We start from the raw sequence: 26,941 nt of genomic DNA on the forward strand, positions 1-26,941 counted from the left end.
CGATCCGCCAAACATGCGTCCAACCCTCGACGGGGCGACCAGCGGTCGGGACTAATGGCAATTGTGAGCCTGCACAGTCGTGTCGCGGTGCTCGGCGGTGCCGATCCGGCCAACCCCCTCGAGTCCGACAACCGCGTCCGGCACACCGCCGTCGGCGTCCTTCTGCTCGCGGTGGCGATATGGGCGTTCGTCGCCGCGACCGCGACCTTTCGGAGCAATCTGCACGCACCCTGGCCGGTGGCGATCACCGGCGGTGCGCTGATCGCGCTGATCATCTTCAGCATCGACCTGCTCATCACCGCGACGCCGCTGCAATCCGACCGCATCAGCGCACGTCTACGCGTGGTCGCATCCCGCGGCCTGATCTCGATCGCGATGGGGCTGGTGATCTCACACGCCACGATCCTGTTCATGTATCAGGACACCTTGGCGCAGATGGTCTCGGCCAAGAACACCACCACCGCGGCGACGATCACCGAACGGGTCACGCACGAATCGAAGTACACGCCGATCATCTCCAAGGCTCAGGAGCGGATCGACGACGACCAGAAAAAGATCGCCGCCGAGAATCAGACGTTGAACGAGGCGCAGGCCCACCTCGAGCAGTTACGCAAGGACTGGGCGGACGACACCGTCTGCGTCAACGGCAACCGCGCGGCCAACGGCGACCGGTGCGGTCCGGGCCCGAGCTCCACGACGCTACGGGAGGCCTTCGAGGCATACCGCGACGGCACGATGCCCGCGGCCGTCACGCATCATGACACCCAGGTCGCCGCGCTCACCGAAGACATCAAGACCCAGACACGGGACCGGGACGCCGCCACCGCCTCGCGGAACCAGGAGATCGACGCCGCGATCCACGCGACCCTGCACAACACCGGCCTGGCCGCGCAGAGCGACGCGCTCATCGAGCTGCTGCTGCACGACCGGTTCCTGTGGCTCTGGCCGATCTTCTTCATCGTCATCGACCTCGTGGTCGCGCTGATGAAGGGATTGCTGCCGGAGTCCGACTTCGACCGGACCCGCCGGACCCGCCGCATGGTTGCGAGGCAGGTACAGGCGAGGCTCATCGCGCCAGGTGCCATCGCGGCGGTGGCCTCCCACGCGGCCAATCAGCAGGCCGTGGTCCTGAAGGCGCGCATCGACCGGGACACGGAACTGCAACTGGCCGCCCTGCGCGAGACCGGCAACGCCGGCGGCCCGTGGTGGCGCCGCGCGGTCGCCACCGCCGTGGTGCTGCTGATCGTGCTGCTCGCATTGGCGCTGGGCAAACGCTTCAGCACCGGCACCGACAGCGTCGCTCTTCCGCAGAGCACGGGGGCTGACCTCGGCGCCGCCGTCGACCAGACCGCCGGTGAGCGGGCCGGGCGCCGCGCCCTGACGGGCCCGCAGTGCGACCCGCAGGTGAAGATCCCGGCGTGGCACAGCTCATCCACCGGACTCACCGACCAACCCGCAACCGTGGTGCTCGCCTGTCTGCAAGGCCATCCGGGCGATGACGTGCTGGACGTACAGATCGTCAACAACCGGCCCTACGGACTGATGCTGCGCTCCAACGGCACCGGCCTGGCGTGGAGCTGGCATCAGGAAGCGGAGTCGGTTTCCGGGCAGATCCGCGACGCGATCGGCGACATCGCCGCCGGCTCGCACGGGCTGTACCTGCCGCCGCTGTCGCGCGCGTCGATCGGCGTCCCCAACCTCGGCAACGGCGGCACGCGCGCCTTCTCGATCTTGCCGACCGCCGCGACCATCACCGCCGACGCGTTCGACGTCCTCACCCAGCGCCTCCTCGACGGGCCGGCCGACACGGCCACGGAACGGTGGGCGCAGAGCGTCTACGGCGCCGCGGCGACCGGGTCGTGCGCCACGACGGTCCTCGACACCGGCATCCACGACCTTCCCGACCCGACGGCGGTGAGCGCCGTCCTCACCGGCGACGGCATGGCGTGCATCAAGGCCATCCTCACCACCGTCGCCCAGACCGAGCTTCCCGAAGTGTCCTCGGACAGTGTCGCGGCGCTCGGCCGGAGCGTCGAACGGTTGGAAAGCCTCACCGCGCGCGGCCTCCCCAACCTGGGAACCCGCCTCGGCGACCTGCTCGACTTCGACGCCGACCGGCAGTACGCGCCCGTCTCGGACACCGGATTCGGGTTCCGCGTCGAAGCCCGCTACACCCACCCGCCCGGCGGCACCGACGACGGCGGCACCGACGGCCGACCCCAGCCGCTGGTCTTCAGCATCACGGGCACCTGCACCGCCGCAGGCGGCATCCTGTCCAACGCATCGTCCGGCTTCACCCCCGACGGCCGGTACACCGTCGAGGTCCGCCGCCCGGACGGCTCCCTCTACACCGGCAACCGCACCAAGCTGACCGGCACGGTGCGCGGCGACGGATCGATCGTCTGGCTCTGGTCCTGCGCCGGCGACCCCGCCGGCCGGTACACCGCCAAGGCCACGGACGAGGCCACCGGACGATCAACAGCAGAGATCTCGTTCGTCATCGCTGCGGCCTGACGCGTCGCGAGGTGGGCAGCCGCCGAGTCTTCGCAGGTCACGTGGGCGGAGTGAGGCCCGGTGACCGACCCTGATCAGCGGAGCCGGGAGGGGGTTTTCTCTCCCGGCTCCCGTGCTGAGGGATCTCGACGGCCAGGCGTGTGCCCTCGCCGTGCGGGCTGTTGAGGGTGATGCGGCCGCCGAGTGCCTCGACGCGGTCTTTGAGGCCGAGCAGGCCGGTGCCGTGGGTGAAGTCGGCACCGCCGACGCCGTCGTCCTGGACCGTGACGCGCAGGACGGTGCCGTCGATGTCGACGGTGACCGCGATGGTCGAGGCGTGCGCGTGTTTCGTGGCGTTGGTCAGTGCTTCGGCGACGATGTAGTAGGCGCTGACCTCGATCTGCTCGGGCAACCGTCCCACGGTGCGGATGCCGAGCTCGACCGGGATCGGTGAGCGGCGGGCGAGGGCGCGCAGGGCTGGGCCGAGTCCGCCCTCGGTGAGGATCGCCGGGTGGATGCCGTGGGCGATCTCGCGGAGTTCGTCCGCGGCGGAGTTGGCTTCGGCGACGGCCTGGTCGAGCTGCTGGCCGAGTGCGTCGAGTTGGGGTGGCACGTCCGCCTGCGCCATGCGCAGTTGCAGCGCCAGGACGATCAGCCGTTGCTGGGCACCGTCGTGCAGGTCCCGTTCGATGCGTCGGCGGGTCTGGTCGGCGGCGGCGACGATCCGCGCCCGGGAGGTCGTGAGCTCGGCCCGGCTTTCGGCGTTGGCGATGGCGGTGGCGACGAGTTCGGTGAAGTCGGCCAGTCGTTGTTCGATGTCCTCACCCAGCCGTTCGCGGCGGGCGGAGGCGCCGATGGCGCCCCAGAGGCGGCCCTCGACCACGATCGGGTTGGCGATCACGGATTGGTGTTCGGCCGGGCCGTTCGGGCCGCTCTGGAGCGGGCTGTATACCCGGTGGCGGCGCGCGGCGCGGCCAGTGGCCTGGACCGATGCCATGGCCGAGCGGGGGTCGAGTCTGGTCTGAGTGCCGGGTTCGACGTGCCTGACGCCGAAGCCTCCCATCACTGTCGCTGTGCCGTCCGGCTCGAACCGCACGATGGCCGTGCCGTCGGCGTCGAAGAGCGCGCCTACCTCGTCGGCCACCGCGGCGAAGACGAGGTCTGGACCGGCGCCACGGGCGACCAGCGTCGCCACCCGCCGCAGCGCTGCCTGCTCGTTGGCGATCCGGCGGAACTCGGCATAGAGGCGGGCGTTGTCGAGGGAGACGGCGAGCTGGCCGGCGATGAGCTTGACGGCGTCGAGTCGTTCGGTGCTGAAGGCGCCGCGGATGAGGCGGTTCTCCAGCAGCAGCACCGCCTGCAGCGCGCCGCGGTTGACGATCGGCACGGCCAGCACTGAGCAGCAGCCGAGGCCGGCGAGGTACGGATCGCGGGCGAACCGGTCGTCGCGGGTGGCGTCGCCCACGACCAGCGGCTCGTACGCCCGCTGGACGTATCGCAGCACGGACATCGGAACCGCGTGTTCGTGGTCGGTGATGCTGCCCACGCCGCCGCTCGGTGTCAGCAGCAGCCAGTCCTGCCGATCGTCGCTCCACAACACCAGTTGCACCTGGGTGGCGCCGGTGATCGCGCCGAGCACCCGGACCAGATCGGCGTGCAGCCCCTCGATGCTGGTCTGCGAGCTCAGCGCCTGCGATGCGGAGAGAATGCCGAGCAGGTCGATCGTCCCGGTCGTGACGGAGGAGCGCCCGTGGTGCGGATCGCCGGGCCGATCGGGTGGTCGCCCCAGGGTCGGGTGGGCCCAGTCGAGTTGGTGGACCTTCGCGGTCGCGCCCCACGCGAGGTACTCCTGGCGCGCTTCGAGCAGCAGGTTGTGGCCGGCGTGCTCGACGCCGTGGGCCAGCCAGAAGCGGGCCGCGCGCTCGGCGATCAGAGCCCGATGCCACGGGCGCCTGCGCTGGGCCGCCTCGTGCCGTGCGGCGTCGAAGGCGAGGACGGCGGCGTGGAAGTCGCCGACCGCCCACGCCCGCTCGGCCTGGACCAGCCACAGCAGGTGCAGGAAGTTCGCCGGTGCGTCCGCGGCGCGGTCGGCCAGCCACCGGGTCACCTCGTCCAGTTCCGACAGCAGAACGCCGCGCTCCCCACCGCGGCTGCCCCGGGCCTCCCCGGCGAGGGCCAGCCCGCGCAGCAGATGGGCCAGGGCGGCCGGATAGAGGCCCGGGGCAGCCGGCAGCAGCGGCATCGCCGCCGCGGCGTGCCGCGCCAGGCCGGCCGGATCGCCAAGGACGGCGGCGGCAAGCGCCCGGTTGACGTGCGCGTGGAACAGGGCCAGCGAGTCGGTGGCGTACCGGTCGGGCGCCGCCTCGGCGGCCGCGGGGGAGCACTCGCCGCGCAACACATCGACCAGCCACCGGTAGGTGTCGAGCCAGCGGCCGGATTGTTCGCTACCGGTGCGCCGCATGAAGGCCAGCCCGGCCTCCACTTCGGCGACGCAGCTGTCCAGCGACGGCGCGCTGTCCAGCAGGCCCACGACGGTCGCGTAGTAGGTGAAGGCAGCGTGGGTCAGGTCGCCCCCCGCGACGAGCCCCTCCCGGGCCTGCCGCCCGGCCTCGACACCGTTCTCGAGCGGCTCGAACCAGCAGGATCTGAGCGCGAACAGGAAGCGCACCTGTGAGGTGTCGGGCTCGTAGCCGTGGAACTCGCCCAGCGCCAGGACCCGCCGCAGCACCCGGTGCCCGGCGGCGTAGTCCCCACGCAGCACCGCCACGGTGGCGGCGGCGCCGGCCGGCCCGACCAGGGTGGGGCCCGGGCCGTGCTCGAGCCACATCCGCAGCGCCTCCAGGCTCAGCCAGCTGTACGTGTCGTAGTGAGCGGCGAGGTAGGCCGCCGTCAGCACCGCGGTCAGCAAGTGGGTCGCGGCGAGGAGCCTCGGGTCGGTGATCTCCGGGCGAGCCAGCTCGTCGGGGCCGTCGGTGCGGTCCAGCCACCGGTACAGATCGTCGAGCCCGGCCGGGAGCGGGTCCGCCGCCGGGACGGTGACGCCGAGCTCGCGCAGCGACCCGAGGCCGAGGTCGATCGCCTCCGCGAGCCGATTGCGATGGGTCAGGCTACGGACCTGCACGCACGTCGCGCAGGCACGGTCCATGACGCCGGTGGTCAGGCCCACGATCGCGCGGTACTCCTCGTCCGCCTCCTCCAAGCGCCCCAGGCCGTACAGCGCGGCATGGCGATCGGTGCGCACCTCGACGAGCGTGGCGGTCTCACCCGGGTCGACCAGCCGCAGCGCCGCGGCCAGCAGCGCGTTCACCAGAGCATGGTCCCCGATCACCACCGCCTGGCCGGCGGTCCGGCGCAGCAGCCCCACCACCCGCCGCCGCTCCGCGGCGTCGTCGACCGCGTCGACCACCGGCAGGTACTGCTCCGCCGCGACCGCGAACAACTCCGGAACGGCCGCCAGCCGCCGCGCCATCGCCAGCTGCAGCGGGCGTCGCCGCCGCGGACCCAACCCGCCCAGGACCACCTCGTGGATCCGGTCGTGGCGGAACCGCACCGCCGGGTGTGTATCGGGCTCCAGCACCAGCAGGCCGTCATCAAGGGCGGGCATCAGCCGCTGTTCCACGACGTCCTCCGGCACGGCGGTCGCCGTCCGCAGCACGCAAAGGTCGGCCCGCCCACCCAGACACGCCATCGCCTCCACCAACTGCCGGGACGCTGGTGGCAGGGCATGCACCCGCGCTGCGATCAGCCCGGCGATTTCGGACCGGCCCAGGTGCGCGCGCACGGCCGCCGCGTCCCACTGCCACCCGGCGACCGTGACGGTCAGCACGCCGTCGCGGCGCAGCGCGTTGAGCAGCTCCACCGTCTCGTACGGGTTGCCGGACGTGTACGGGTTGATCAGTTCGCCCAGGCCCGCCGCCCTGACCGGGTCCACGTGAAGCATCTCGGCGACCATCGTGATCGTGCCGGGCACCGGCAGGTTGACCAGTCGCAGGTGCCGCACTCCCGGCTGCTCCCGCCATCGGGCCAGCGGCGCCGCGAGTGAACGGGCCGCGTCCACGTCGGCTTCGCGATACGCGCTCACCAGCAACAGGCCGTCGATCTGCTCCTCGTTCAGCACGATGTCGATGACGCCCAGCGGCGTGTGCCCCGCCCATTGCAGGTCATCGACGAACATCACCACGGGCCGTTGTCGCGAGGCGACCGCGCGCAACGCGTCCACCGCCACCCGCTGCGCCCGCACCTGCGCGGTCAGCGGATCCCCCGGATCGGGCGGCACCCCCAGCAAGGCCGCGAACTCCGGTATCACCGCGGCCAGCAGGCCCGCGTTCGGCCGGACCGCCGCCAGCACCCGTTCGCGCACCTGCGCGAGCTCATCCTCCGGCTCGGCCAGCAACAACCGACCCAACGCCCGGAACACCTGACGAACCGCGTCGAACTCCAGATCCCGCCGATTCTGGTCGAACTTGCCCGTCACGAACCAGCCGTCGCAGCCGGTCACCACCGGCCGCAGCTCATCGACCAGCGCCGTCTTCCCCACCCCCGCCGCCCCGCCGATCAGCACCCCGCGACACCGGCCGGCCAACGCCTCCTCGAACGCCGACTCCAGCACCGCCACCTCCGCGTCGCGACCCACCAGCCGCGACGGTGGCAGCAGCCGCAGCGGGACGTCGTGCTCGCCGACCCGCAGCCCGGCCGCGGCCCTCGGCCCGATGTCGCGCAACCGCTCCAGGTCGTGGACCACACCCTCCGCGGTCTGGTACCGGTTGTCCGGCTCCTTCTCCAGCAGATGCATGATGATCCCGGACAGCGGCTCCGGTACGGCCCGGTTCACCCGCGACGGCGGCACCGGCACCCGAGCCAGATGGTCGTGCGTGAGGCGCAACGGATCGCCGGAACCGAACGGCGGCGCACCCGTGGCCAGCTCGTACAGGGTCGCGCCCAGCGCATACAGGTCGGCCCGGTGGTCCACCGACCGGCCGGTACGCCCGGTCTGCTCCGGCGCCAGATACGGCAACGTCCCCACGATCTCGGTGTGATGCGTGAACCTCGGACGGAGCTCGGCCAGGGACGAGGCCAGGTCGAAGTCCCCCAGGCACGGCGCGCCGTCGCGGGAGATCACGATGTTCGTCGGCGCAATGTCCCGGTGCAGCACACCCCGCTGGTGCATCCCCGCCACTGCCCGGGCCAACGCCACCGCCAGCTCGACCAGGTCGTCAACCGCCAGCGGCTTCGCCAACCCTGCCAGACACGAGCCACCGACGTCCGCCACCACGACCGACCCCGGCATCCGCGGCGCATCCACCAGCTGCGCAACCCCTTCGACACCGCGCAGCCGCTCGAGGATGGCCACCTCGTGCTGCACCCGCCGCTGCGCATCCGGCCCCAGCGGCTCCTTGCGGATGACCGTGCCGCCCCCGGCCACGGGCACCCGGGTCACCCGCGTGTGTTCGCTCTCGTGCAATGTGCTGGCCCGAGCCGGCGGACCTCGCCACGCCAGCTCCCTTTCTGCCAGGTCGCCGCCCGGTCCCATCCGACACCTCCGGTACCGGTAGGTCTAGTGCCCTGCTTACACCCATTTGACCGCGACGGCGAGCGACGCCGCGGATGGATAGGTGCCGGGTACGGACCGGCAACGAGCACGAGATCGCCGGCGAGGCCGGTGACCGCCCCGGCCGCCGGCCGGGTGGTCCGGCCCGGACGGGCCTGGCGGAGAGTTCTCACCCGTGGGCGAACTGCGGGTCTAGCTGAGATCGGTACGGAACCGCCATGCGTCGCCGATGACCTGCTCCAGACTTGACCGCTCGGGCATCCATCCCAGCTCCGCCCTCACTTTTGACACTTCGGCAATCAGCGTCTGAGGTTCGTCAACCGGCGGGTTGTACACCACACCAAAATCGACGCGGGTCACACCACGCGCCGTGTCGATCACCTCCTTCATCGACACCCCAACCCCAGTACCGACGTTGTACGTGCGGGATGCACCAACGGTCGTTGTCTCAACCGCCAGCCTGAACGCCTCCGCAACGTCGCCGACGTGCGTGAACTCCCGCCGCGCCGATCCGTCGCCGTTCACGTTGACCTGCGGGATCTCCCCCGCGGCGGCCCGCAGACAGTTGTTGATGATCCGTGTGGGGTTGCTGTCAACGATCCCGTCGAGGCCACCGGCGACGTTGAACAGTCGCAGCGTTGTTGTTCCGATGCCGCCGGCGAGCGTCTCGTACTCCAGCAGCTGCTCGGCCGCGGCCTTCGTCGCCGCGTACGGGTTCGACGGCCGGAGATCGAGATCCTCGCTCAGCGTCCCGTCACGGTGCGATCCGTATACCGCCGAGGTGGACGCGAACACCACCCGGACCGGCTGCCCAGGGTTGACGCGTAACCCAGCCAGGAGGTTCGCCGTGCCGCCGAGGTTCGTCGCGTAGTACCGCGCCGGGTCCTGCCATGACTCGCGGACCGTTGATGCACCGGCGAGGTGCACGACGGCGTCGATCGGATCCGCTTCCTCAAGCCACCCCTTGACCGCATGCATGTCTGTTAGGTCGAGCCTGTGGCGGCCAGGCCACGGCAGGACGAGGTGGCCGTGCACCTGGAGATGACGGCTGACCGCGCGGCCGACGAACCCGCCTGCACCCGTGACGAGGATCCTCATCCGAGCAGTGTTTCGCGGTGCCGCCAGGCGAGCGCGAGCAGGCCGGCCGCCGCGGGTGCCATCCGGCCCCCGATGCCAGGACGCCTTTGACGGTGACCTCGTCGAACGCGCAAGGGCTGGGATCTGGCCGGTCGGCTTGCCTTCGGCGTCGAGGTAGACGTACGTGGCCTCGTGGGCAAGCGCCTCGTGGTGCGGCGCGCTTGGCAACCAGCCCGGTTGGCTCAACAGCGTCGTGTGGTCGAACGTCAGCGTCCGACTCCGGAGGGTGCCCGCCCAGCAGGACAGCACGACCTACGCGAGCGCCATAGAGGCCCTGTGGCGTCACCACGGAAAGCGTGAAGCGCAGGGGCCGCCGGGACACCCACCGCAGGGCGGTCGAAGCGCCAGCCGGCCGCCGGTTTTCTGTCGTACCCCCGTGATTGAGTGTGAGCATGCCTCGACAGCACAATCCCGCCGCCGTCCGGCTGGCCACCCAGCAATGTCGACCACAAGCCCCACGCACGGCTTTCAGGGGTAGGTTCCAGCCCTCAGCACTGCTGCGACCAGTCGGCGGGCGCACGGTCTTGAGGGGGTGTGGGTGGAGCGAAGCTCCCCCACCGGGGAGCGCGGCGAAGCCGTGCGCGAGGAGCCAACTCCACGCAAACGCGAAGCGGCGCAGCCCGCTGAGCAGACTGCGCCAAACGTGGAGTTGAGGGGACTCGAACCCCTGACCCCCTCGATGCGAACCACCCGCGAGCAGGAATGATCAGGCGTCCCACGCTGCGGGGCAGCCTGCAAGAACTCGATCCGGTCGGGTTCGGTCGCGTCGGTTGCTGTACTTCACTGCTGTACTGCTCGACCCACATCGTCCGGACTACAGCCGGAAGTATCCCCGGGCGTCTGGCTCGAAATACGCAACCTCTTCACGCACTTCACGTTCGGTAGCGTTTTGCACGATGAGAACAAACGACGTGTTCAGATCGTTCGGATCTTCGACGTCATAATTTGGAAGCGGTCCCCATTTCGGGGCAGAACCAGCGCTACCGGCATTGTTCGCCGATTCCTCCATCAGGAAACCACGTCATCGGTCCACTTGGCCTACGCGTCCGGGCGGGGCCCAAGCGACGCGCGACGCTTATCAAACTATGTCAAAGCGGTATTTGAGTATCCCTAGACACCGTGCCGACGCCGATGCCGAGAATCTTCGCGATGACGATCACGCCGATCTTACCGCCCGGTCGCGCGTCGTCTCGCCATCGCTTGATCAACCGTACGCGATTGGCTGGTGGTAGGACGCGACCCAACCGAAGGGGAGCGAGCGATGCCGCCACGCCAACGAGTCGGGCATCGTTCCACGGGCCCATCGCTAACGATCGCTCACCGAGCCCTTCGGTGATGTTTCGCACATATTGCTCAGCGCGGTCGGGATCGCTCAGAGCCTGCGCAGCCAACGAAACGACGTCAACGCTCGTGTTCATACGTGACACCCTCCATGAAAGATGGCGTCATGGTAGTGATCTACTAACCGTGGAGCCAAGACCCTATCTGCCCCGACCGATCGAGGGCACGCGGGCGATCAGTGGCAGGCCCACCAGGCAAACGAGGCACTCGCCACCAAACCCTCACAGAAGCATGGTCATCCGCCGCTTCAACCAACCCCATGGACAGACGATCTCAAGGTAAGCATCAGGCTAGGAACGGATTGGCCTTCGTGACCAACCCCCCTCCGCCGTCTCGGCGCCGCCATCGCCATGCTTCAACCGCAGCAGTCGTCGCAACCGCCAACCCCGCTCAGGCGGCTGATGCCATCAGTGATGGGCAGTGGTACCTGACAGCCCGCAGTCTGCTGGCGCCGCCACACCGCCGACGACCCCCAGCTCGGACAGCCGCTGTGCCTGGACTGCTACGACTACACCGGGCACGCGGTCTTCAACGCCTTCGCCGGCAAACTGTGGCACCGCACCAAACAGGCCGTCGAACGCCACCTCGAACACCTCTGCCGCGTACGCCGCATCCCCTTCGCCCAGGTCGTCACCGCCACCGGCCGCACCCGCGTTGTCTCCCCGGTCCGGGTCTCGCACGGCAAGGTCGCCGAGATGCAGCGCCGCGCCGCGGTGCACTTCCACGCCCTGCTACGCCTGGACGGCGTCGACGCCCTCGACCCGACCGCAGTCGTGCCACCCCCGGCAGGGATCACCGTCGACGACCTCGAAACCGCCATCCGCGCCGCCGTCGCCCACGTCGCCTACACCACCCCCGCCCACCCGGACCAGCCCGACGGCTGGCCCGTCGCCTGGGGCGAACAGGTCGACGTCGAGCAGCTCGCCCTGCGCGGGGACGCCTCGATCACCGACACGAAGGCCGCCGGCTACCTCGCCAAGTACGCCACCAAGGCCACCGAAGCCGCCGGGCACCACTCCACCCGCATCACCAGCGACACCATCAACCGCTACGACGACCCCGACGGCGACCACATCGCCCGCCTCATCCACGCCTGCTGGACCCTCGGCCGACCCACCGGCACCCGCCAGCCACTGCGCGAACGCCCGACCAAACCCCGCCCCGCGACCCGGCTCCGGCCGCCGTGGACCTGCCACACCTGCGGCACCCGGACCCGACTGGCCGTCTGCCGGACCTGCGAGCCGGCATGTCAACCCGGTCTTGACACCGCGACGGCGAGCGGCAACACGCCGGTGACCAGCGACAACCCGTACTTGCGTCTGCGCAGATGGGCGCACATGCTCGGCTACGGCGGCCACTTCTTGACCAAGGCTCGCCGCTACTCCACCACCTTCGCGTTCCTGCGCGAGACACGGATCACGTTCCGCCGCACTCAAACGAGCGGCCACCCGGAACCGGTCCGTAGCGCTGATCACCCGGACGACGAACAGAGGCTCATCGTCCTCGGCGCGCTCTCCTTCGCCGGCGCTGGCTGGCGCACCCTCGGCGACGCGCTGCTCGCCAACACCTCCGCAGCTCTGGCCCGCGCACGACGCGAGGCCGGACGAGAGGAACTCGCCCATGCCCACCACGCCGCCCCGGCCGCCACGGCCGCCGCCTGACGCTGACGAACTCCAGGAGGAACCCGCACCATGACCAGTCCCGACCGGGTGCTCGCCCCGAGGTGGCTCTCACCCGCCCAAGTCGCCGTCCTGCTCGGCTACGGCCTGTCCAAGGTCAAGATGAAGATCGCCACCGGTGAGCTCCGGTCGGTCAAGGACGGCAAGTACCGCCGGATCCTGCCCGAGTGGGTCGACGAGTACATCCGGGAGCAGATCGAGCGGCAGGAGGCCGCCTGATGGCCGCCCCGAAGCGCGCCAACGGTGAAGGCTCGATCTACCCCCACCGCAACGGCTTCGCCGCCTACGTCTGGGTCACCAAGCCTGATGGGCGCCGCACCCGCAAGTACGTCTACGGCCCGGACCGGCCCACCGTCCACGAGAAGTGGATCGCGCTGCACGCCAAGGCCAAGGAAGGTCCGGTGGCGACCAAGGTCCCGACGCTCGGCGCCTACCTGGCCTACTGGATCTCCGAGGTCGTCGCGCCGAACTTGGCGCCGGCCACAGCTGTGAACTACGACATGTTCGTCCGGCTCTACATCGCTCCCGGCCTCGGCGGCATGCGCCTGGACAAGATCACCGTCCGGGACGTGCGGACGTGGCACAACCGGCTCAGGCAGGCCTGCCAGTGCTGCGTGCAGGGCAAGGACGCCGCCCGTCCGGTCAACCGGCGCCGCTGCTGCGCCGCTGGCCGGTGCTGCCGTCGTGCGGTGTCCGAACGCACCGCCCGTGACGCCTGGACCGTCCTTCGCAACGCGCTGAACAACGCCATCGTCGAGGAGCTGCTGACCCGCAACCCGGCTGGGCTGGTGAAGGTCGCCAAGCCCCGGACCCGCAAACCCACGGCGTGGACCGCCGAGGAGGCCAAGACCTTCCTGGAGGCCGCCCGGGAAGCCTCGGACCCGTTCTACGCCGCGTACGTGCTGATCCTGGTCTGCGGGTTGCGCCGGGGTGAGGTCCTCGGGCTGCGGTGGGTCGACGTCGACCAGGACCAGGGTCAGCTGTCCATCGCCTACCAGCTGCAGCGCGTCGGCGGGCAGCTGCTGCACCGCGAGACCAAGACCGAAGCCTCGGACTCGGTACTTCCGCTGCCCGACATCTGCCTCACGGCGCTGGAGACCCGGCGGGAGCCGCAGCAACGGGACCGCAGGTCGGCTGACATGTGGCACGACACCGGCCTGGTCTTCACCACCCGGCACGGGACACCGATCGAGCCGAGGAACTTCCACCGGGAATTCAAGACCCGCTGCGTCCGGGCCGGCGTGCGGCCGATCGCCGTGCACACCACCCGGCGCACCTGTGCCACGCTGCTGGTGGCTCTGGACGTGCACCCCCGGGTCGCGATGCAGATCCTGCGGCACAGCCAGATCTCGGTGACCATGAACGAGTACAGCCAGGTGCCGTCGGAGCAGACCCGCAAGGCACTCAAGCGGCTCGGCAAGCGGCTGGGTGGGTGAGCGCAGACCCGCTGCTGTACTTCACTGCTGTACAAGATCAGAAAAGGCCCGCTTCCACGATCGGAAGTGGGCCTTGACCTTTGGTGGAGTTGAGGGGACTCGAACCCCTGACCCCCTCGATGCGAACGAGGTGCGCTACCAGACTGCGCCACAACCCCAGTGGCCCGCCGGAGTGGGCCGGGGCCAAGAGTAGCAAACGGTGGAGAGGGGGCGCGAATCAGATCACTGTCCTGAGGCCCGCGTGTCGTAGGGGCGGCCCCGGACGGCGCCGAGGGCCCCCAGCCGGGCGGCCTCGCGGCGGGCCCGGTCGCGTTCGGCGAGCTGTGCGGCGACGGCCTCGCGGCGCAGGGCGGCGCGGCGCAGCTGCTCGCGGCGGACCTGGGCCTGGCGGCGGGCGATCCACGCGGCGTAGTGCGCCTCGCGGCGGCGGCGGCGCTGTTCGGCGAGGGCGCGGGTGCGCAGGTGGGCGGTGTAGGTGACGAGGAGGGCGCCGGTGACGGCGAACCCGACCCAGAAGCCGGAGCTGACGAGGGCGACCCCGCCGAGCTCGACGAGATTGAGCAGGACGAGGGCGAGCAGGACGCGGCGGCGGCGGTACACGGCGCGCGGGACCCGTGGGGGTCGGCGGCGGCGGGCCGTCGGCGGGACGACCCGCAGTGGCGGCTGGGCCACCGGGCGGCGCACGACGCTGCGGGGTGGGTTGACGGGGCGGCGGCCGGGGATCGTCCGGCGGCGGCGGTCGCGGTGCATCCCGGCACGGGTGAGCACCCGTGCGGTAGACAACGCCCGCTCCGCCACCAGCCGCTCTGTGGCGTCGTATCGGCGCACCAACGCGGGCGCCAAGGCTAGGAGCCCAGCAGCGGCAAGGACGGCGAGGAGCACCGAGGTCGGCACCCTCACGCCTCCTGTTCACACCTCGCGCACCGGTCCCCCCAGGCGCGCGAGTCATCCAAGTCTGTGGAAGTTACAGCGTGGTAACTCCGTCTCAGAACAGTACGGGTCGCACAGCGTTAGACCACGTCAACACGCAGAAGGAAACACGCGGAAGGAAAACACACCGGCGGAAGAAGGCGGAAGAAAACGCGCGGAAGGCGGCCGAACTACGCGGCGAGGACCTTGTGCCACCTGGCGAGGAGGCCGCCCTCGGCGGAGATGTCCTCGGTGGTCATGGCGTAGCCGAGGTGGTCGCGCCAGTCGCCGTCGATGTGCAGGTACCGGTGGTGGTAGGCCTCCTGGCGGAAGCCGAGCTTCTCCACGACGCGCCGGCTGGCCAGGTTGTCGGGCCGGATGTTGACCTCGATGCGGTGCAGGCCGCCGACGCTGAAGGCGTGGTCGACGACGAGGGCGAGGGCGGTCGGGGTGATGCCCTTGCCGGCGAAGCGGGAGTCGACCCAGTAGCCGGCGTAGCCGGAGCAGAACGCGCGGCGCACGATGTTGCCGAGGGTGAGCTGCCCGACGAGCCGGTCGTCGTAGCAGATCGCGAACGGCATCGCGCTGCCGTGGCGGGCGGCGCGGCGCAGGTCGGCGTGCACGGCGCGGAAGGCCGCGGGCGAGTTGAGGTCGTGCCAGGTCCCGTAGGGCGTGGGCTCCCACTTGGACAGCCACTGCTCGTTGGCGCGGCGGACCTCGGCCCAGGCGCGGGCGTCGGCGCGCCGGTAGGGCCGCAGGGTGACAGGGCCGTCGACCAGGACCGCCGGCCATCCGGGCTGGCTCATCGCCGTCTATCCAACATGATGACGTCCACTGTAGAGCCCGCGGCGGCGCTGATCACCTTCTCGCCGAGGACCATGAGGCCGTTGGCGTCGGCGAGGCCCGACAGCGTGTAGGGCCCCCCGGCGAGCGGCATGACGGTGTAGCCGCCGCCGCGGCGTTCGGTGATGTAGGCGGGGCGGAACTCGCGCATACCGGAGGGCGAGCTGACGGTTTCGAGGAGGTGCGCGCGGACGCTGGGGCGGAAGACGGGGTCGGCGCCGGCCAGGAGCTGGATCACGGGGCGGGCCAGGACCTCGAAGCCGATGAGCGCCGCGCCCGGGTCGCCGGGGAGGCAGACGATGGGCACGCCGTTGGCGCCGTTGGCCCCGCCGATGGTGCCGTACCCGAGCGACGAGCAGGGGTAGACGGACAGGTCGGAGAAGACGACGGAGCGGGACAGGATGCGCCGGACCATGTCGCCGGGGCCGGTGCCGGTGCCGCCGGTGGTGATGATCAGGTCGGCCCGCAGCATCTGGTCGTCGAGCAGGCCGCGCAGGCCTTCGGGGTCGTCGTCGCAGATGCCGACGCGGTAGGCGTGGGCGCCCGCCTCCGCGGCGGCTGCGGTGAGCGCGTGGGAGTTGGCGTCCACGACCTGGCCGGGCTGGCTGGCGCGGCCGACGTCGACGAGCTCGTCGCCGGTGGCGATGACCACGACCCGGGGGCTGGGGCGCACGACGACGTGGCCGATGCCGCTCGCCGCGAGGACCGAGACCAGCGGCGGGGTCACGTAGGCGCCGGCGCGGGCGAGGACGGCACCGGCGGGCAGTTCGTCGCCGGCCCGGCGGACCCCGTGGCCGCGCTTCGTCGGGTGGTACACCTCGACCGCGGCCATGCCCTGGTCGGTCATGCCGGGCGGGACGACGACATCCGCCGACACCGGCATGAGCGCGCCGGCCGCGACGGAGAAGCAGGTGCCGGGGGTGAGCCGGACGGGTCGCCAGCTGGAGGCGACGAGGTCGCCGACGACGCTCAGCCGGACCGGGCGGCCCGGCTGGGCGTCGCTGATGTCGTCGAAGCGGGCCGCATACCCGTCGATCGCGGAGTGGTCGAACGCGGGCACCGGGCCCGGTCCGACCACGTCCTCGGCGAGCACGTTGCCGTGCGCGGCGGTGATCTCGAGGTCCAGCGGGGGCAACGGGCGCAGGCCCCGGAGCACGCCGGCGAGATAGTCGGCGAGTGGGACGCGCGCGTTCGACCCGACGCCCGCATCGCGTGCGGCGTCGTGGTGGGAGCCCGTCGCTGGAACCGCTGTCACCCTCGCAGATCCTTCTCCACGAACTGGGTCAGCCACTGGCTGAACGCCGGGCCGAGGTCGTCGCGCTTGCACGCGAGCTGGACCACGGCCTGCAGGTATCCCAGGGGCATGCCCGTGTCGTACCGGGTGCCGCGGTAGACGATGCCGTGCACGGGGGTGCCCTCGGCGAGCAGCAGTGCCATCGCGTCGGTGAGCTGGATCTCGCCGCCGGCGCCGGGGCCGATGCGGCGGATCGCGTCGAAGAGGGTGGGTGGCAGCACGTAGCGCCCGATGACGGCGAGGTTGCTCGGCGCCTCCTCGGGCTTTGGCTTCTCGACCAGGTCGGTCACCTTCAGCACCTGGCCCGCCTCGGCGGACAGGTCGGAGGGTTCGACGGAGGCGATGCCGTAGCGGTTGGTCTCCTCGGGCTGGACCTCGATCAGGGCGAGGACGATGCCGCCGGTCTGGGCCTGCAGGTCGAGCATCGCGGGCAGCAGCGGCTCGGTCTCCTCGACGAACTCGTCGCCGAGGAGGCACGCGAAGGCCTCGTTGCCGACGTGGGACTCGCCGTAGGAGATGGCGTGGCCGAGGCCGAGTGGCTCGCCCTGCCGGCAGGTGTAGATCTCGGCGAGCTCGCTGGGGCGCTTGACCGCGGCGAGCCGCTCGTCGTCACCCTTCTCGGCGAGCCGTGCCTCCAGGTCGGGGCGGCGGTCGAAGTGGTCGACCATCGAGGTCTTGCCCCTGCCGGTGACCAGCAGGATGTCTCTGATGCCGGCCGCAGCGGCCTCTTCCACGATGTACTGCAGGACCGGCCGGTCGACGACCGGCAGCAGCTCTTTCGGCACGGCTTTGGTCGCCGGGAGGAAGCGGGTGGCCAGGCCCGCCGCCGGGATCACGGCTTTGACAGCCCGCTGGCGCGGCAGCGCGGGCTGGTGAGGAGTCGTGTCAGGCATGTGGCAAGGCTAGCCGCCGCGGCTCTGTCGTGGCGGTTGTGCCGCCTTAGGCGCGCCGGGCGTCACCTCCGTACTAGCCTTCACGGGCACGTCCGCGGCAGGAACGGGCGCGTCTGGGGCGATCTTGTACATGTCCCGACCGGATGCCTTGGCCGCGTAGAGGGCGTCGTCAGCGGCTTCGAGCACCGCGGCGCCGGTCGCACCGTGGAACGGGAAGACCGCGATGCCGATCGAGACCGTCACCGGGATGCGGCGCGGCGCCTGCCCGGGTGTGGAGGAGATCACCAGGACGGGAGCGCGGCGGACGGCGGTCCCGAGCCGTTCGGCGAGGACCGCGGCGCCGGTCGCATCCGTCTCCGGCAGCAGCACGACGAACTCCTCGCCGCCCTGCCGGAACGCGAAGTCGACCTCGCGGATCTCGGCCCGCAGCCGGCGGGCGAACTCGGCCAGCACCGCGTCCCCGGCGGCGTGCCCGTAGGTGTCGTTGACCTCCTTGAACCGGTCCAGGTCCAGGGCGAGCGCGGCGAGGCTGCGGCCGAAGCGGCTGGCCCGCTCGACCTCGCGGCGCAGCGACTCACGCAGGTACCGGTAGTTGGACAGGCCGGTCAGCGGGTCGGTGAGGGACAGCCGCTGCGCCTCCTCGTGGACCCGGACGTTGTCCACGGCGACCGCGGCCTGCCCGGCGAACGTGCGCAGCGTGATCAGGTCGGAGTCGTCGAACTCGTCGAAGCCGTGCCGGTCGTACAGGGCGAGGACCCCCCGCGCGGCCGGGGGCAGGTCCGACTGGGGTTCCAGCCCGGTGGTCGGCCCGACCCCGGGCGCGGCGATCGGCACGGCCACATACGTGGTGCAGCGCGGCTCGGCCGGCGACAGCACCGGCCCGTCCCGCTCGATCCGGCCGCGCCGCGGCTCGCCGGACGCGGCGACGGCGCCGAGCAGCCCGTCACCCAGCTGGAGCCGCAGCTCGGCGACGTCGACCCCGGCGAGGCCCTCGCCGACCTGGCCGCGCAGCTCGCCGCTGGCCGGGTCGACCATGAGGACCACACCGGACTGGGCGCCGGTCGCCGCGGTCGCCGTCTGCAGGATGACCTGAAGGATCCGGTCGAGGTCGTGGGTGCCGGCGAGGGTGTCGCCGAGCACGCCGAGCTGCCCGCGGAGCTGGTCCCGGCTGGCGGTCAGGGCCTGGACGTAGCCCTGCATCTCCCGGGTCATGCGGTTGAACGTCTGGCCGAGCCGGCCGACCTCGTCCTGGCTGCGGACCGGCACGCGGGCGCTGAGGTCGCCGTCGGCGACGCGCTCGACCGCCACGGCGAGCTCGGTCAGCGGGTGCGTGGTCGAGCGGGCCAGCCACCAGGCGACGCTGATCGCGACGACCCCGGCGCAGGCCACGACGGCGACGAGGACGGCGTAGAGCCCCTGCGGGTCGGGCTTCGGCACGGACAGCGCCAGCGCGAGGGGCTGGCCGGCCTCCGGGGCGAGCCGCCGGACCAGGTGCCCGTCGGGGGTCGTGGCGGTCGCGCCGAGGTCGAGGTCACGCGCGGTCTCGGCGATGTGCGCACCGGCCGCCGGGCCCGGCGGGAGCGAGTCGACGCCGACGCCGCTGGACTCGGCGAGCCAGTGCAGCAGGGTGGCGTCGACGGGTTCGACCGCGTAGGCCCGGCCGATGCGCCGCGAGCTCGGGTCGAGCACGTCGACGGACGCGGCGATCGCGGTGTATGCGGTCGTGGCCGGCGCGGTGCAGTCGGCCCACGGCTTCGGCGGCAGCGTCCCGGCGGTGGTCAGGACGGTGCCGTCGGCGCTGGTCACCTCCACCGCCCGGGCGAGGCCGCGCACGACGGCCCGCTGGGCGGCGTCGGGCTGGTCGCCGTCGGCGGTGACGAGGGCCGTGGTCTCGGCGGCGAGCCGCAGCCGCTGGCAGGTGACGGCGAGTGCGGCGTGGACGTTCTGCGCACCGGCGTCGAGTCGCTCCATGGCACGCTGGTCGCTGACGGCGGCGACGGCGATGCCGACGAAGACCGCGCCGAGCAGCACAGGGCCGAGCACGACCGCCAGGAAGGCGGCGGTGAGCCGCGCCCGCAGCGTCACGTCCGTCCTCCCGAAGCTGTGTTTCTGCGATGCTGTCACAGATGAGGAGGATTTGAGCCTTGCCGCCTGCGGTGTCCCCGAAATCCGAGCTCCGATCGCACATCCGGTCCGCCCGGAAAGCCATGAGCCCCACCGAGCTGGACGTTTCGAACAAGTCGCTCATTTCGGCATTTTCCGCCATGGTACGAGCAGCGAGTGCGCGCTCGGTTGCCGCCTACGTGCCCTTGCCGGCCGAACCGGGCGGCCCGGCACTGGTGGCAGCGCTGGCGATGGCCGTACCGACGCTGCTGTTGCCCGTGCTGATGCCGTCGCGGGACCTCGACTGGGCCGTGTTCGACGGGACCCTGGCCCCCGGGCCGCTCGGCCTGTCCGAGCCGACCGGCCCGCGGCTCGGCGTCGACGCGGTCCGCTCGATCGATCTGATGCTGGTCCCGGCGCTCGCCGTGGCACGCGACGGCACCCGGCTCGGCCAGGGCGGCGGGTCCTACGACCGGGTGCTGCCCAGGGTCACCGCACCCACGATCACGCTCCTGCACCCGGGCGAACTGCTGCCGTCGGTCCCCGCCGACCCGCACGACCAGCGGGTCTGCGGGGTGGTCGTCGGCGCCACCACCGGGTATGAGACCGCCCACCTCGACTGGACGAAAGGATGTGCGATACCGCACTATTGGCACTCGATAGGGTTGAGTGCCAATGATGGAGGCTGAACGGTGCCTACCTACCAGTACGCCTGCACGGCTTGCGGCCACCAGCTCGAGGCGGTGCAGTCGTTCACCGACGATGCGCTGACCGAGTGCCCGGAGTGCCAGGGCCGCCTGCGCAAGCAGTTCTCGGCGGTGGGCGTGGTCTTCAAGGGCTCGGGCTTCTACCGCACCGACTCCCGCTCCACGACGAAGTCCGGCAGCTCGTCCGCCTCGTCTTCGTCCTCTTCGTCGTCGTCGGACTCCGGCACGAAGTCCTCGGACTCGTCCAGCTCGTCGACGTCGGCATCCTCGTCATCGTCGTCGGACTCGAAGCCCGCGGCCGCGTCGGCGGGTGCCTCGACCAAGTCGGCGTCCTCGGCCGCCTGAGCGGCGCCACACGTCGCGATCGCCCGCCCGGAGTTCCGGCGCGGGCGATGCGGTGTTGCCGTATCGGCGAAGCGGTGCGGTCGTCAGTCCCAGTGCGGGGGGCGGTCGGCGAGCAGGCGGTCGTCGTTGGACGCGCTGCGCTCACCCCAGCCCGCGTCGGTGTCGTCGGTCGTGGTGTCCGGCAACACGACCAGCTCGTCGGCGAAGTCCTCGAAGCTCACTTCGCGCTGCTCATCGGTGGATGCCCACCCATCGGTCCCTGCCACGCCGCCGAGCGTACTCCGGCGAGTTTGCGGCAAGTTGGCCGAATGGCGACAGTCGCGCTTCCGTCGGCGGGTCACACTCGGCGGCATGACACAACCCACCCCTGAGACGTCCCCCCAGCATCACCCCGACCCCAACCCCGGCGCAGGACAGCCGGCGGCGGACGAGCAGCCGACGGTGCGGCTGGCGCCGGCGGACCCGGACGCCACCCGGCCGATGTCCCTGGCGGACCTGCTCGACAGCGACTGACTCCCGAGGTTCCCACCGGGCGGGTCATGAGGTCCCGTCCGGTGGGTACGCTCGGGGCGTGAGTGACGACGCCTTCTGGCGGCGCCCCCCGGAGGGAGCCGCGCCGCCGGTGCCGGCCGCGAGCCCACCGGCGCCGGAGCCCTACACGGGCGCCCCGCGCAGCGCCCCGCCGCCGCGCGGCTGGCGGCCGCCGACCGTCGAACGGCCGACGGCGCCGCGGAAGCTGCCCGCGCAGGACGGCGAGCGGATCGACCGCGAGGAGCAGGCGGCAACGATCCTGACCAAGGGGATGGGCATCTTCGCCGGTGCGGTCCTCGTCGTGCTGCTGCTGATCTTCTGCGGCCGGGTGCTGTTCTAGGAAGCGGCCGAGCGCGGTTCCAGCAGGCAGCCGGCCGCGCCCGGCTGCTCGAAGCCCGGTCCGGGCGCTGCGCCGGCGGCCTTAGAAGCCGTCCCAGACCATGTGCGCGCCGGTGTCGCCGGCCTTGAACACGAAGTAGAGGGCGGCCAGCCCGAGCAGCACGGTCAGGCCGGCGAGCGCCCAGTGGGCCGCGACCGGACCGACGGAGTCGGCGGGGAGCGGGCGCACCAGGTAGGCCAGCGCCAGCGCGACCAGCGCGAGCCCCAGGACCACCAGGAAAAGGTTGTTGCCGAAACCCTCGTGTGTCTCGATGTCCGCCTGCAGCTGCGGCGACTGGAAGTTGTCGCTCTCGGCGAACGCCTCGCCGGACTCCTTCGCGGCGAACACCGCGCCCGGGGTGGCCACGGCCAGCACGATCAGCGTCCAGCGGACGTGCCGCCGGGCGCCGGGCCACACCGCATACAGGATGCCCGCGACGGCGAGCAGCGGCACGAGCACGACGGCTGCGTGGATGAAGAGCGGGTGAGCCGGTAGACCGAGCACACGTTCGAACACGGGGCCTCCTCTTCGTCGTTGCGATCCTCCCCCACCGGACGTGTACACAACCCGAGGACCAGCAGTTCAATCAAGAGTCCAGAAACATTTGAACGGTTCCAGGGTGCGTGGTGTTATTGAGGGCGTGTCGGGTGAGGATCTGTTGCGCGCCCGGGGTCTGCGGGTGACGCGACCCCGGCTGGCCGTGCTGGAGGTCCTCGAGGCGTGCCGCGGGCAGGCGCAGGGGCACCTCGACGTCGACCAGATCGCCGCCCAGGTCCGCGCGCGTCTCGACTCCGTGTCCACCCAGGCCGTCTATGACGTGCTCAGCGCGTTGTCGCGGGCCGGGCTGGCCAGGCGGATCGAGCCGGCCGGCAGCCCCGCGCGGTATGAGTCGCGGGTCGGCGACAACCACCACCACATCGTCTGCCGGGGCTGCGGCGAGATCGCCGACGTCGACTGTGCCGTCGGGGAGGCGCCGTGCCTGACCCCGTCGCAGGCACACGGGTTCGTCCTCGACGAGGCCGAGGTCACGTTCTGGGGCCTGTGCCCCGCCTGCCAGCAGCGCCGCGCCGACGACCTGGCCGCGCCGGCCGAGACCACCACCGGGGACGTGACGCCGTGAGCGACGTCGGGCTGTTCGGCCCGGACTCGATCACCTGGCGGGTCCACCGCGAGCCGATCGTCACCGTCGGCGGGCTGCGCAGCCTGTATCTGCAGGCGCTGCTCCCCCGCGCGGTCGCCGGCGTCGAGCAGAACAGCCGCTACCGCAAGGACCCGTGGGGCCGCTTCCAGCACACCGCGACCTACGTGGCGACGGTCATCTACGGCACCACCGAGCAGGCGGAACGCGCCGGCCGGCGGGTCCGGGCGATCCACGCGAAGATGACGGCGACCGACCCGCGCACCGGCGAGCGCTTCCGGGTCGACGACCCCGACCTGCTGCGGTGGGTGCACGTCACGGAGGTCGAGTCGTTCATGGAGGCCGCGCTGCGGGGCGGGCTGCGGCTGACCGGGGACGAGATCGACGGCTACTACGCGGAGCAGACCCGGGCGGCGGCGCTGGTCGGCCTGGACCCGGCGACGGTGCCCGCCTCGGCGGCCGAGGTCGCCGGCTACTACGAGCGGATGCGGCCCGAGCTGGCGCTGACCGTCGACTCCGCGGCGACCGGCCTGTTCCTGACGCTGCCGCCGCTGCCCTACGGGCTGGGTCTGACCCCCGTCCGCGGCGCGGCGCTCGGGGTGGCGGCCCTCGCCATCGGCCTGCTGCCGACCTGGGCCCGCCGGCTCTACGGGCTGCCGGGCCTGCCCGCCGCCGACCTGATCACCTCGGCGAACGCCCTGGTGCTCGGCCGGGTGCTCAGCGCCATCCCGATCGAGTGGATCTCCCCGCTGCGCCGCGACGCGCTGCGCCGGATCGCCGCGTCCGAAGCGCCGTCTGCCGTGTCCGAGACGCCCGCCGGCACCCCCGGATAGTCCCGCCGGCACCCCCGGACAGATCGCTGCCGTCGTCGAAGTCCAGGCAGCGCTCCCGGATAGATCCAGGCAGCTCTCCCGGGGCAGGTCCAGGCGGCTTCCCCGGGGCAGGTCCAGGCAGCGCTCCCGGATAAATCCAGGCGCAAGCGCCCGAATTTATCCGACATTTCGTATATATACGTCCCATGCCAGCACGACGCGCCGCGCGGCCACCTTCGCCGCCGCCGAGACGCCCACCACCCCCACCGCCGCCCCGCCCGCGTCCGGTGCCGCCGCCGGCGCGTTGAAGCCGGTGTCATGAGCGCGAAACTTCCATGGATCGCCCTCGCCGCGGTGACCGTCACCCTGCCCGCGGCGCTCGGCACCGCACCGCTCGACATTGTCCGTTATGTCGCTTACATCCTGTACGCCGTCGTCATCCCCGGCACCCTGCTCTACCGGGCGATCCGCCCCACCCCACGGTCGCTCCTGGAGGATCTGACCTACGGCACCGTCGTCGGGCTGCTCGCCGAGACCGCCGCACTGGTCACCGCGAGCCTCCTCGACGCCCGCGCCCTGCTCTGGACCTGGCCGCTGCTGGCGATCGTCCCGCTCGCCCGTCGCCACCTGCGGGTCCGGGACTACCCGCAGCGACCATCCACCGCCTGGTCCTGGACGGTCGCCGGGATCGCGGTGGGGTTCCTCGCGTACCTGACCGCCGCGTACCTGGCGGTGAACCCGCCCGTGCCGACCGGCGGACCGCACGACTACATGATCGACCAGCTCAACCTCCTGGCGGTCAGCGCCGACCTGAAGCACCACTTCCCGCTCGCGGTCCCGGAGCAGGGCGATCGGACGCTGGGCTACCACTGGTTCGCGTACGGCCACCTCGCCGCGAGCAGCCTGATCAGCGGCGTCGACCTGCCGGTGCTGTGGTTCCGGCTGGACCTGCCGGTCATCGCGGTGCTCGCGGTGTGCCTGCTCGCCGTCACCGGCTGGCGGGTCGCCCGGCACCCGTGGGCGGGCCCGGTCGCGGCGGCGCTGATGTTCACCGTCGGCGAGCTCGTCCCGCAGCGGCAGGCGCCGGCGTTCTTCGGCTCGATCACCGCGTACTACAGCTGGTCGAGCCGCTCCCTGCTGTTCGGCGCGGCACTGAGCCTGCCGCTGATCGCCGTGGTGGCGACCGTCCTGCGGCGGGACGGCGGCAGACGGGACTGGCTGCTCGTGCTGCTGTTCGCGGCCGGCACGACCGGTGCGAAGTCCACGATCGTGCCACTGGTGGGTGCGGGCGTGGCCGGGCTGTGCGCCGTGCACCTGCTGCAACGAAATCCACAGTGGACGCCGTGGCTGCTCGGGTCGTTGCTCGCCGCCGTCGAGCTGGTCGCGGTCGCGGTCCTCTACGGCTTCGAGGGGCAGGGCCTGCGCTGGGGACCGTTCGCGATCATGCTGGACTTCGTCGGCAGCCCGCGGCACGGCACCACGGTGCGTGACGTCCCGGTCATCCTGTGGGGTCTCGGCGCGTACGCGATCGCCATGTGCGCCCGCCTCGCCGGCGTGGTGGGTCTCGGCCGGCGCTGGGGCGACACGGAGATCTTCCTCGCCGGGACGACCGCCGCCGGCCTCATCGGCACGCTGTGTGTCTGGCACGTCTCGTGGAGCGAGCACTTCTTCATCGTCGCCGCGTGGCCGTGCGCCGCGATCCTGTCCGCGGCCGGCCTGACCCGGCTGCCGTGGTCGCCGCGCGCGCTGCGCTCTGCACTGACGGTGGCGGCGCTCCTCGCAGCGACCTCCGTCGTGTTACGTCTGCCGCAGTGGCACCGGTGGAGCGTCCCCCTGCCCGTCTACGCCCTCGGCGCCCTCGTCCTGGCCGCCGCGCTGCTGACCGGATGGCGGCACGGACGGTTCGCGGCGCTGGTCGTGGTGCTCGCCGCCGGCGCCGCGCGGCTCCCGTTCGACGCCGCGACCAGCGCGAACCTCGGCGTCGCGTACCACGTCCGGGTGACCCCCGACCAGGTCGCCGGTGCCCGCTGGCTGCGCGCGCACAGCACCCCGGGGCAGTACGTGGCGACCAACGTCCACCGGGTCGGCGGCGGCCTGCAGGGCGCGCAGAGCCTGGCGTACTGGATCTCGGCGTACAGCGAACGCCGGGTGCTGCTCGGCAGCTGGGGCTACTCGCCCGAGTCGACCGGGTCACAGTCCCGCGCGCACCGCCTCGGCCCCGCGCTCGCCTACTGGGACCCGGATCGCCTCGCGCTGAACGACGCCGCCGTGCTCGACCCGACCCCGGCCCGCCTCGGCTGGCTGTGGCAGCAGCGGGTCCGCTGGATTCTCGTCGACCGCGCGCAGGGTACGCCGTCCGCCGCCCTCCCCGCCCTCACCGACCTGGCGTGGCAGCGCGGCGACATCGCCGTCTACCGGCTCCGGGCGAGCTCGAACTGCACGCCGGTCAGCTGCTCCGACAGCGTCCAGAGCCGCTGAGCGTCCGCCGGGTCCTTGGCCGTCCCGACCGGCTCGACGACGGTCGGCCAGCCCCGGCTCTCCTTCATGCCGTCCGGCCCGATGAACTGGCCACCCTCGGCGCGCGGGTCGACCGCGGCGTAGAGCTGGTTGAGCGCCCCACGCGCGGCGGGCTGCGCCATGACCGCGTTGCCGACGCGCATGAGCGCCTTCAGCACCCCCGTCGGCCCGGACGTCTGCAGGTTGGTCGCCGAGTATCCCGGGTGCGCGAGCACGCTGCGCACCGGCGAGCCCGCGGCCCGCAACCGCCGGTCGAGCTCCAGCCCGAACAGCACGTTGGCGAACTTCGACTGGCTGTAGTACTTCCCGGGCGAGTAGCCCTTCGCCCCGTCCAGGTCGTCGTAGTGGATGCTGCCGGACCGGTGCAGCGACGAGCTGACCGTGACGACCCGGTCGCCGACGAGGTCGAGCAGCAGCCCGGTCAGCGCGAAGTGGCCGAGGTGGTTCGCGGCGAACTGCAGCTCGTGCCCCTGCGCGCTCAACGTCCGCGGCGGCATCATCACCCCGGCGTTGTTGACCAGCACGTCGATGGCGACCCCTTCGCGGCGCAGGTCGTCCGCGAGGCGCCGCACCGTGTCGAGGTCGGCAAGGTCGACGATCCTGAGCTCCGCCCGCTCCCGCGCCGGCAACGCCTCGATCGCGGCCCGCCCCTTCGCCTCGCTGCGCACCGCCATGATCACCCGGGCGCCCTTGGCCAGCAGCGCCCGGCTCATCTCGAACCCGAGCCCGCTGTTCGCCCCGGTCACGAGGAACGTCCTGCCGCCCTGATCGCCGATCTCCGCCTCAGTCCATCGCATGCGGTTGATTGTGCGTCGCTCTGGCACTGAGTGTCAATG

The 26,941-nt window shown here is 71.7% G+C and carries 23 protein-coding genes and 1 tRNA gene; 10 read left to right on the forward strand and 14 right to left on the reverse strand.

The genetic code is table 11. The features are described 5' to 3' along the window. Positions 1-54 precede the first annotated feature (54 nt). The gene (locus tag ACFPIJ_RS21850) at positions 55-2,514 is read left to right on the forward strand and encodes a DUF4407 domain-containing protein (protein ID WP_380117026.1); all 2,460 of its coding nucleotides are present in this window, start codon (positions 55-57) and stop codon (positions 2,512-2,514) included. Between the two features lie 37 nt (positions 2,515-2,551). Here the strand turns inward: ACFPIJ_RS21850 and ACFPIJ_RS21855 are convergent, their stop codons facing one another. The 4 genes from ACFPIJ_RS21855 to ACFPIJ_RS21870 all read right to left on the reverse strand — a co-directional run bounded on the left by ACFPIJ_RS21855 (position 2,552) and on the right by ACFPIJ_RS21870 (position 10,596). Continuing rightward, the gene (locus tag ACFPIJ_RS21855) at positions 2,552-7,921 is read right to left on the reverse strand and encodes an AAA family ATPase (protein WP_380117027.1); all 5,370 of its coding nucleotides are present in this window, start codon (positions 7,919-7,921) and stop codon (positions 2,552-2,554) included. A gap of 312 nt (positions 7,922-8,233) precedes the next feature. Next, positions 8,234-9,139, reverse strand: a complete 906-nt coding sequence (locus ACFPIJ_RS21860) for an NAD-dependent epimerase/dehydratase family protein (RefSeq protein WP_380117028.1) — start codon at positions 9,137-9,139, stop codon at positions 8,234-8,236. Positions 9,140-9,992: 853 nt separating this feature from the next. Further along, the gene (locus tag ACFPIJ_RS21865) at positions 9,993-10,187 is read right to left on the reverse strand and encodes a hypothetical protein (RefSeq protein WP_380117029.1); all 195 of its coding nucleotides are present in this window, start codon (positions 10,185-10,187) and stop codon (positions 9,993-9,995) included. Between the two features lie 79 nt (positions 10,188-10,266). Beyond that, on the reverse strand, positions 10,267-10,596 hold the full coding sequence (locus tag ACFPIJ_RS21870) for a hypothetical protein (RefSeq protein WP_380117030.1): 330 nt from the start codon (positions 10,594-10,596) through the stop codon (positions 10,267-10,269). Positions 10,597-11,013: 417 nt separating this feature from the next. Between ACFPIJ_RS21870 and ACFPIJ_RS21875 the strand changes: the two genes are divergently transcribed. The 3 genes from ACFPIJ_RS21875 to ACFPIJ_RS21885 are packed head-to-tail and all read left to right on the forward strand — an operon-like array spanning position 11,014 to position 13,634. Continuing rightward, positions 11,014-12,180 (forward strand): replication initiator, encoded by a 1,167-nt coding sequence (locus tag ACFPIJ_RS21875; protein WP_380117075.1) that lies wholly within the window; start codon positions 11,014-11,016, stop codon positions 12,178-12,180. A 30-nt stretch (positions 12,181-12,210) separates the two neighbouring features. Continuing rightward, positions 12,211-12,417, forward strand: a complete 207-nt coding sequence (locus tag ACFPIJ_RS21880) for an excisionase family DNA-binding protein (protein WP_380117031.1) — start codon at positions 12,211-12,213, stop codon at positions 12,415-12,417. Beyond that, complete coding sequence (locus ACFPIJ_RS21885; RefSeq protein ID WP_380117032.1) at positions 12,417-13,634, forward strand: tyrosine-type recombinase/integrase; 1,218 nt, start codon at positions 12,417-12,419, stop codon at positions 13,632-13,634. Before ACFPIJ_RS21880 ends, ACFPIJ_RS21885 begins: the two co-directional genes overlap by 1 nt. 81 nt (positions 13,635-13,715) lie before the next feature. Here the strand turns inward: ACFPIJ_RS21885 and ACFPIJ_RS21890 are convergent. The 6 genes from ACFPIJ_RS21890 to ACFPIJ_RS21915 form a co-directional block, all read right to left on the reverse strand. Further along, positions 13,716-13,792, reverse strand: a tRNA-Ala gene (locus ACFPIJ_RS21890). A 64-nt stretch (positions 13,793-13,856) separates the two neighbouring features. Next, positions 13,857-14,534, reverse strand: coding sequence for a divisome protein SepX/GlpR (sepX, locus tag ACFPIJ_RS21895; RefSeq protein WP_380117033.1), 678 nt, complete (start codon positions 14,532-14,534; stop codon positions 13,857-13,859). Between the two features lie 200 nt (positions 14,535-14,734). After that, positions 14,735-15,349, reverse strand: a complete 615-nt coding sequence (locus ACFPIJ_RS21900) for a GNAT family N-acetyltransferase (RefSeq protein WP_380117034.1) — start codon at positions 15,347-15,349, stop codon at positions 14,735-14,737. Then, positions 15,346-16,641 carry a molybdopterin molybdotransferase MoeA gene (locus ACFPIJ_RS21905; RefSeq protein ID WP_380117035.1) on the reverse strand — a complete coding sequence of 432 codons (1,296 nt, stop codon included), beginning with the start codon at positions 16,639-16,641 and terminating at the stop codon, positions 15,346-15,348. Before ACFPIJ_RS21905 ends, ACFPIJ_RS21900 begins: the two co-directional genes overlap by 4 nt. Further along, on the reverse strand, positions 16,638-17,573 hold the full coding sequence (locus tag ACFPIJ_RS21910; protein WP_380117036.1) for a UTP--glucose-1-phosphate uridylyltransferase: 936 nt from the start codon (positions 17,571-17,573) through the stop codon (positions 16,638-16,640). The genes ACFPIJ_RS21905 and ACFPIJ_RS21910 overlap by 4 nt, the downstream gene beginning before the upstream one ends. 9 nt (positions 17,574-17,582) lie before the next feature. Further along, complete coding sequence (locus ACFPIJ_RS21915) at positions 17,583-19,658, reverse strand: GGDEF domain-containing protein (protein ID WP_380117037.1); 2,076 nt, start codon at positions 19,656-19,658, stop codon at positions 17,583-17,585. Positions 19,659-19,729: 71 nt separating this feature from the next. Here ACFPIJ_RS21915 and ACFPIJ_RS21920 point away from each other — a divergent pair, with 71 nt between their 5' ends. Then, positions 19,730-20,365 (forward strand): 5-formyltetrahydrofolate cyclo-ligase, encoded by a 636-nt coding sequence (locus ACFPIJ_RS21920; RefSeq protein ID WP_380117076.1) that lies wholly within the window; start codon positions 19,730-19,732, stop codon positions 20,363-20,365. Between the two features lie 158 nt (positions 20,366-20,523). Here ACFPIJ_RS21920 and ACFPIJ_RS21925 read toward each other — a convergent pair whose 3' ends face one another. Both ACFPIJ_RS21925 and ACFPIJ_RS21930 read right to left on the reverse strand, forming a co-directional pair. Then, a complete protein-coding gene (locus ACFPIJ_RS21925) occupies positions 20,524-20,706 on the reverse strand; it encodes a hypothetical protein (RefSeq protein ID WP_380117078.1) in 183 nt (60 codons plus the stop codon). A gap of 105 nt (positions 20,707-20,811) precedes the next feature. Then, positions 20,812-20,994: a hypothetical protein gene (locus ACFPIJ_RS21930; RefSeq protein WP_203853908.1), complete on the reverse strand. Its 183-nt coding sequence runs from the start codon at positions 20,992-20,994 to the stop codon at positions 20,812-20,814. Positions 20,995-21,079: 85 nt separating this feature from the next. Here ACFPIJ_RS21930 and ACFPIJ_RS21935 point away from each other — a divergent pair, with 85 nt between their 5' ends. Together ACFPIJ_RS21935 and ACFPIJ_RS21940 are read left to right on the forward strand one after the other, a co-directional pair. After that, the gene (locus ACFPIJ_RS21935) at positions 21,080-21,241 is read left to right on the forward strand and encodes a hypothetical protein (protein ID WP_380117038.1); all 162 of its coding nucleotides are present in this window, start codon (positions 21,080-21,082) and stop codon (positions 21,239-21,241) included. A gap of 58 nt (positions 21,242-21,299) precedes the next feature. Further along, a complete protein-coding gene (locus ACFPIJ_RS21940; protein ID WP_380117039.1) occupies positions 21,300-21,599 on the forward strand; it encodes a translation initiation factor 2 in 300 nt (99 codons plus the stop codon). Positions 21,600-21,680: 81 nt separating this feature from the next. Here the strand turns inward: ACFPIJ_RS21940 and ACFPIJ_RS21945 are convergent, their stop codons facing one another. After that, entirely contained in the window at positions 21,681-22,154 is a 474-nt protein-coding gene (locus tag ACFPIJ_RS21945) for a DUF2231 domain-containing protein (RefSeq protein ID WP_380117040.1), read from the reverse strand. Between the two features lie 124 nt (positions 22,155-22,278). Here ACFPIJ_RS21945 and ACFPIJ_RS21950 point away from each other — a divergent pair, with 124 nt between their 5' ends. The 3 genes from ACFPIJ_RS21950 (at position 22,279) to ACFPIJ_RS21960 (ending at position 26,066) form a co-directional block, all read left to right on the forward strand. Then, positions 22,279-22,758, forward strand: coding sequence for a Fur family transcriptional regulator (locus ACFPIJ_RS21950; RefSeq protein ID WP_380117077.1), 480 nt, complete (start codon positions 22,279-22,281; stop codon positions 22,756-22,758). Continuing rightward, positions 22,755-23,609 (forward strand): oxygenase MpaB family protein, encoded by an 855-nt coding sequence (locus tag ACFPIJ_RS21955; RefSeq protein ID WP_380117041.1) that lies wholly within the window; start codon positions 22,755-22,757, stop codon positions 23,607-23,609. The genes ACFPIJ_RS21950 and ACFPIJ_RS21955 overlap by 4 nt, the downstream gene beginning before the upstream one ends. A 297-nt stretch (positions 23,610-23,906) precedes the next feature. Further along, positions 23,907-26,066, forward strand: coding sequence for a hypothetical protein (locus ACFPIJ_RS21960; RefSeq protein WP_380117042.1), 2,160 nt, complete (start codon positions 23,907-23,909; stop codon positions 26,064-26,066). Here the strand turns inward: ACFPIJ_RS21960 and ACFPIJ_RS21965 are convergent. After that, a complete protein-coding gene (locus ACFPIJ_RS21965) occupies positions 26,000-26,902 on the reverse strand; it encodes an oxidoreductase (RefSeq protein WP_380117043.1) in 903 nt (300 codons plus the stop codon). The genes ACFPIJ_RS21960 and ACFPIJ_RS21965 overlap by 67 nt on opposite strands. Positions 26,903-26,941 lie beyond the last annotated feature (39 nt).

This window comes from Dactylosporangium cerinum (assembly GCF_042653625.1).
In the GTDB taxonomy this organism is placed as follows: Bacteria; Actinomycetota; Actinomycetes; order Mycobacteriales; family Micromonosporaceae; genus Dactylosporangium; species Dactylosporangium cerinum.

Excerpts from the sequence above, each read along its gene's own strand:
- ACFPIJ_RS21935 (WP_380117038.1), top strand. The coding sequence starts at position 21,080 with ATGACACAACCCACCCCTGAGACGTCCCCCCAGCATCACCCCGACCCC.
- ACFPIJ_RS21910 (WP_380117036.1), bottom strand. The coding sequence starts at position 17,573 with ATGCCTGACACGACTCCTCACCAGCCCGCGCTGCCGCGCCAGCGGGCT.
- ACFPIJ_RS21870 (WP_380117030.1), bottom strand. The coding sequence starts at position 10,596 with ATGAACACGAGCGTTGACGTCGTTTCGTTGGCTGCGCAGGCTCTGAGC.
- ACFPIJ_RS21900 (WP_380117034.1), bottom strand. The coding sequence starts at position 15,349 with ATGAGCCAGCCCGGATGGCCGGCGGTCCTGGTCGACGGCCCTGTCACC.
- ACFPIJ_RS21850 (WP_380117026.1), top strand. The coding sequence starts at position 55 with ATGGCAATTGTGAGCCTGCACAGTCGTGTCGCGGTGCTCGGCGGTGCC.
- ACFPIJ_RS21860 (WP_380117028.1), bottom strand. The coding sequence starts at position 9,139 with ATGAGGATCCTCGTCACGGGTGCAGGCGGGTTCGTCGGCCGCGCGGTC.
- ACFPIJ_RS21960 (WP_380117042.1), top strand. The coding sequence starts at position 23,907 with ATGAGCGCGAAACTTCCATGGATCGCCCTCGCCGCGGTGACCGTCACC.
- ACFPIJ_RS21880 (WP_380117031.1), top strand. The coding sequence starts at position 12,211 with ATGACCAGTCCCGACCGGGTGCTCGCCCCGAGGTGGCTCTCACCCGCC.
- ACFPIJ_RS21885 (WP_380117032.1), top strand. The coding sequence starts at position 12,417 with ATGGCCGCCCCGAAGCGCGCCAACGGTGAAGGCTCGATCTACCCCCAC.
- ACFPIJ_RS21965 (WP_380117043.1), bottom strand. The coding sequence starts at position 26,902 with ATGCGATGGACTGAGGCGGAGATCGGCGATCAGGGCGGCAGGACGTTC.
- ACFPIJ_RS21865 (WP_380117029.1), bottom strand. The coding sequence starts at position 10,187 with ATGGAGGAATCGGCGAACAATGCCGGTAGCGCTGGTTCTGCCCCGAAA.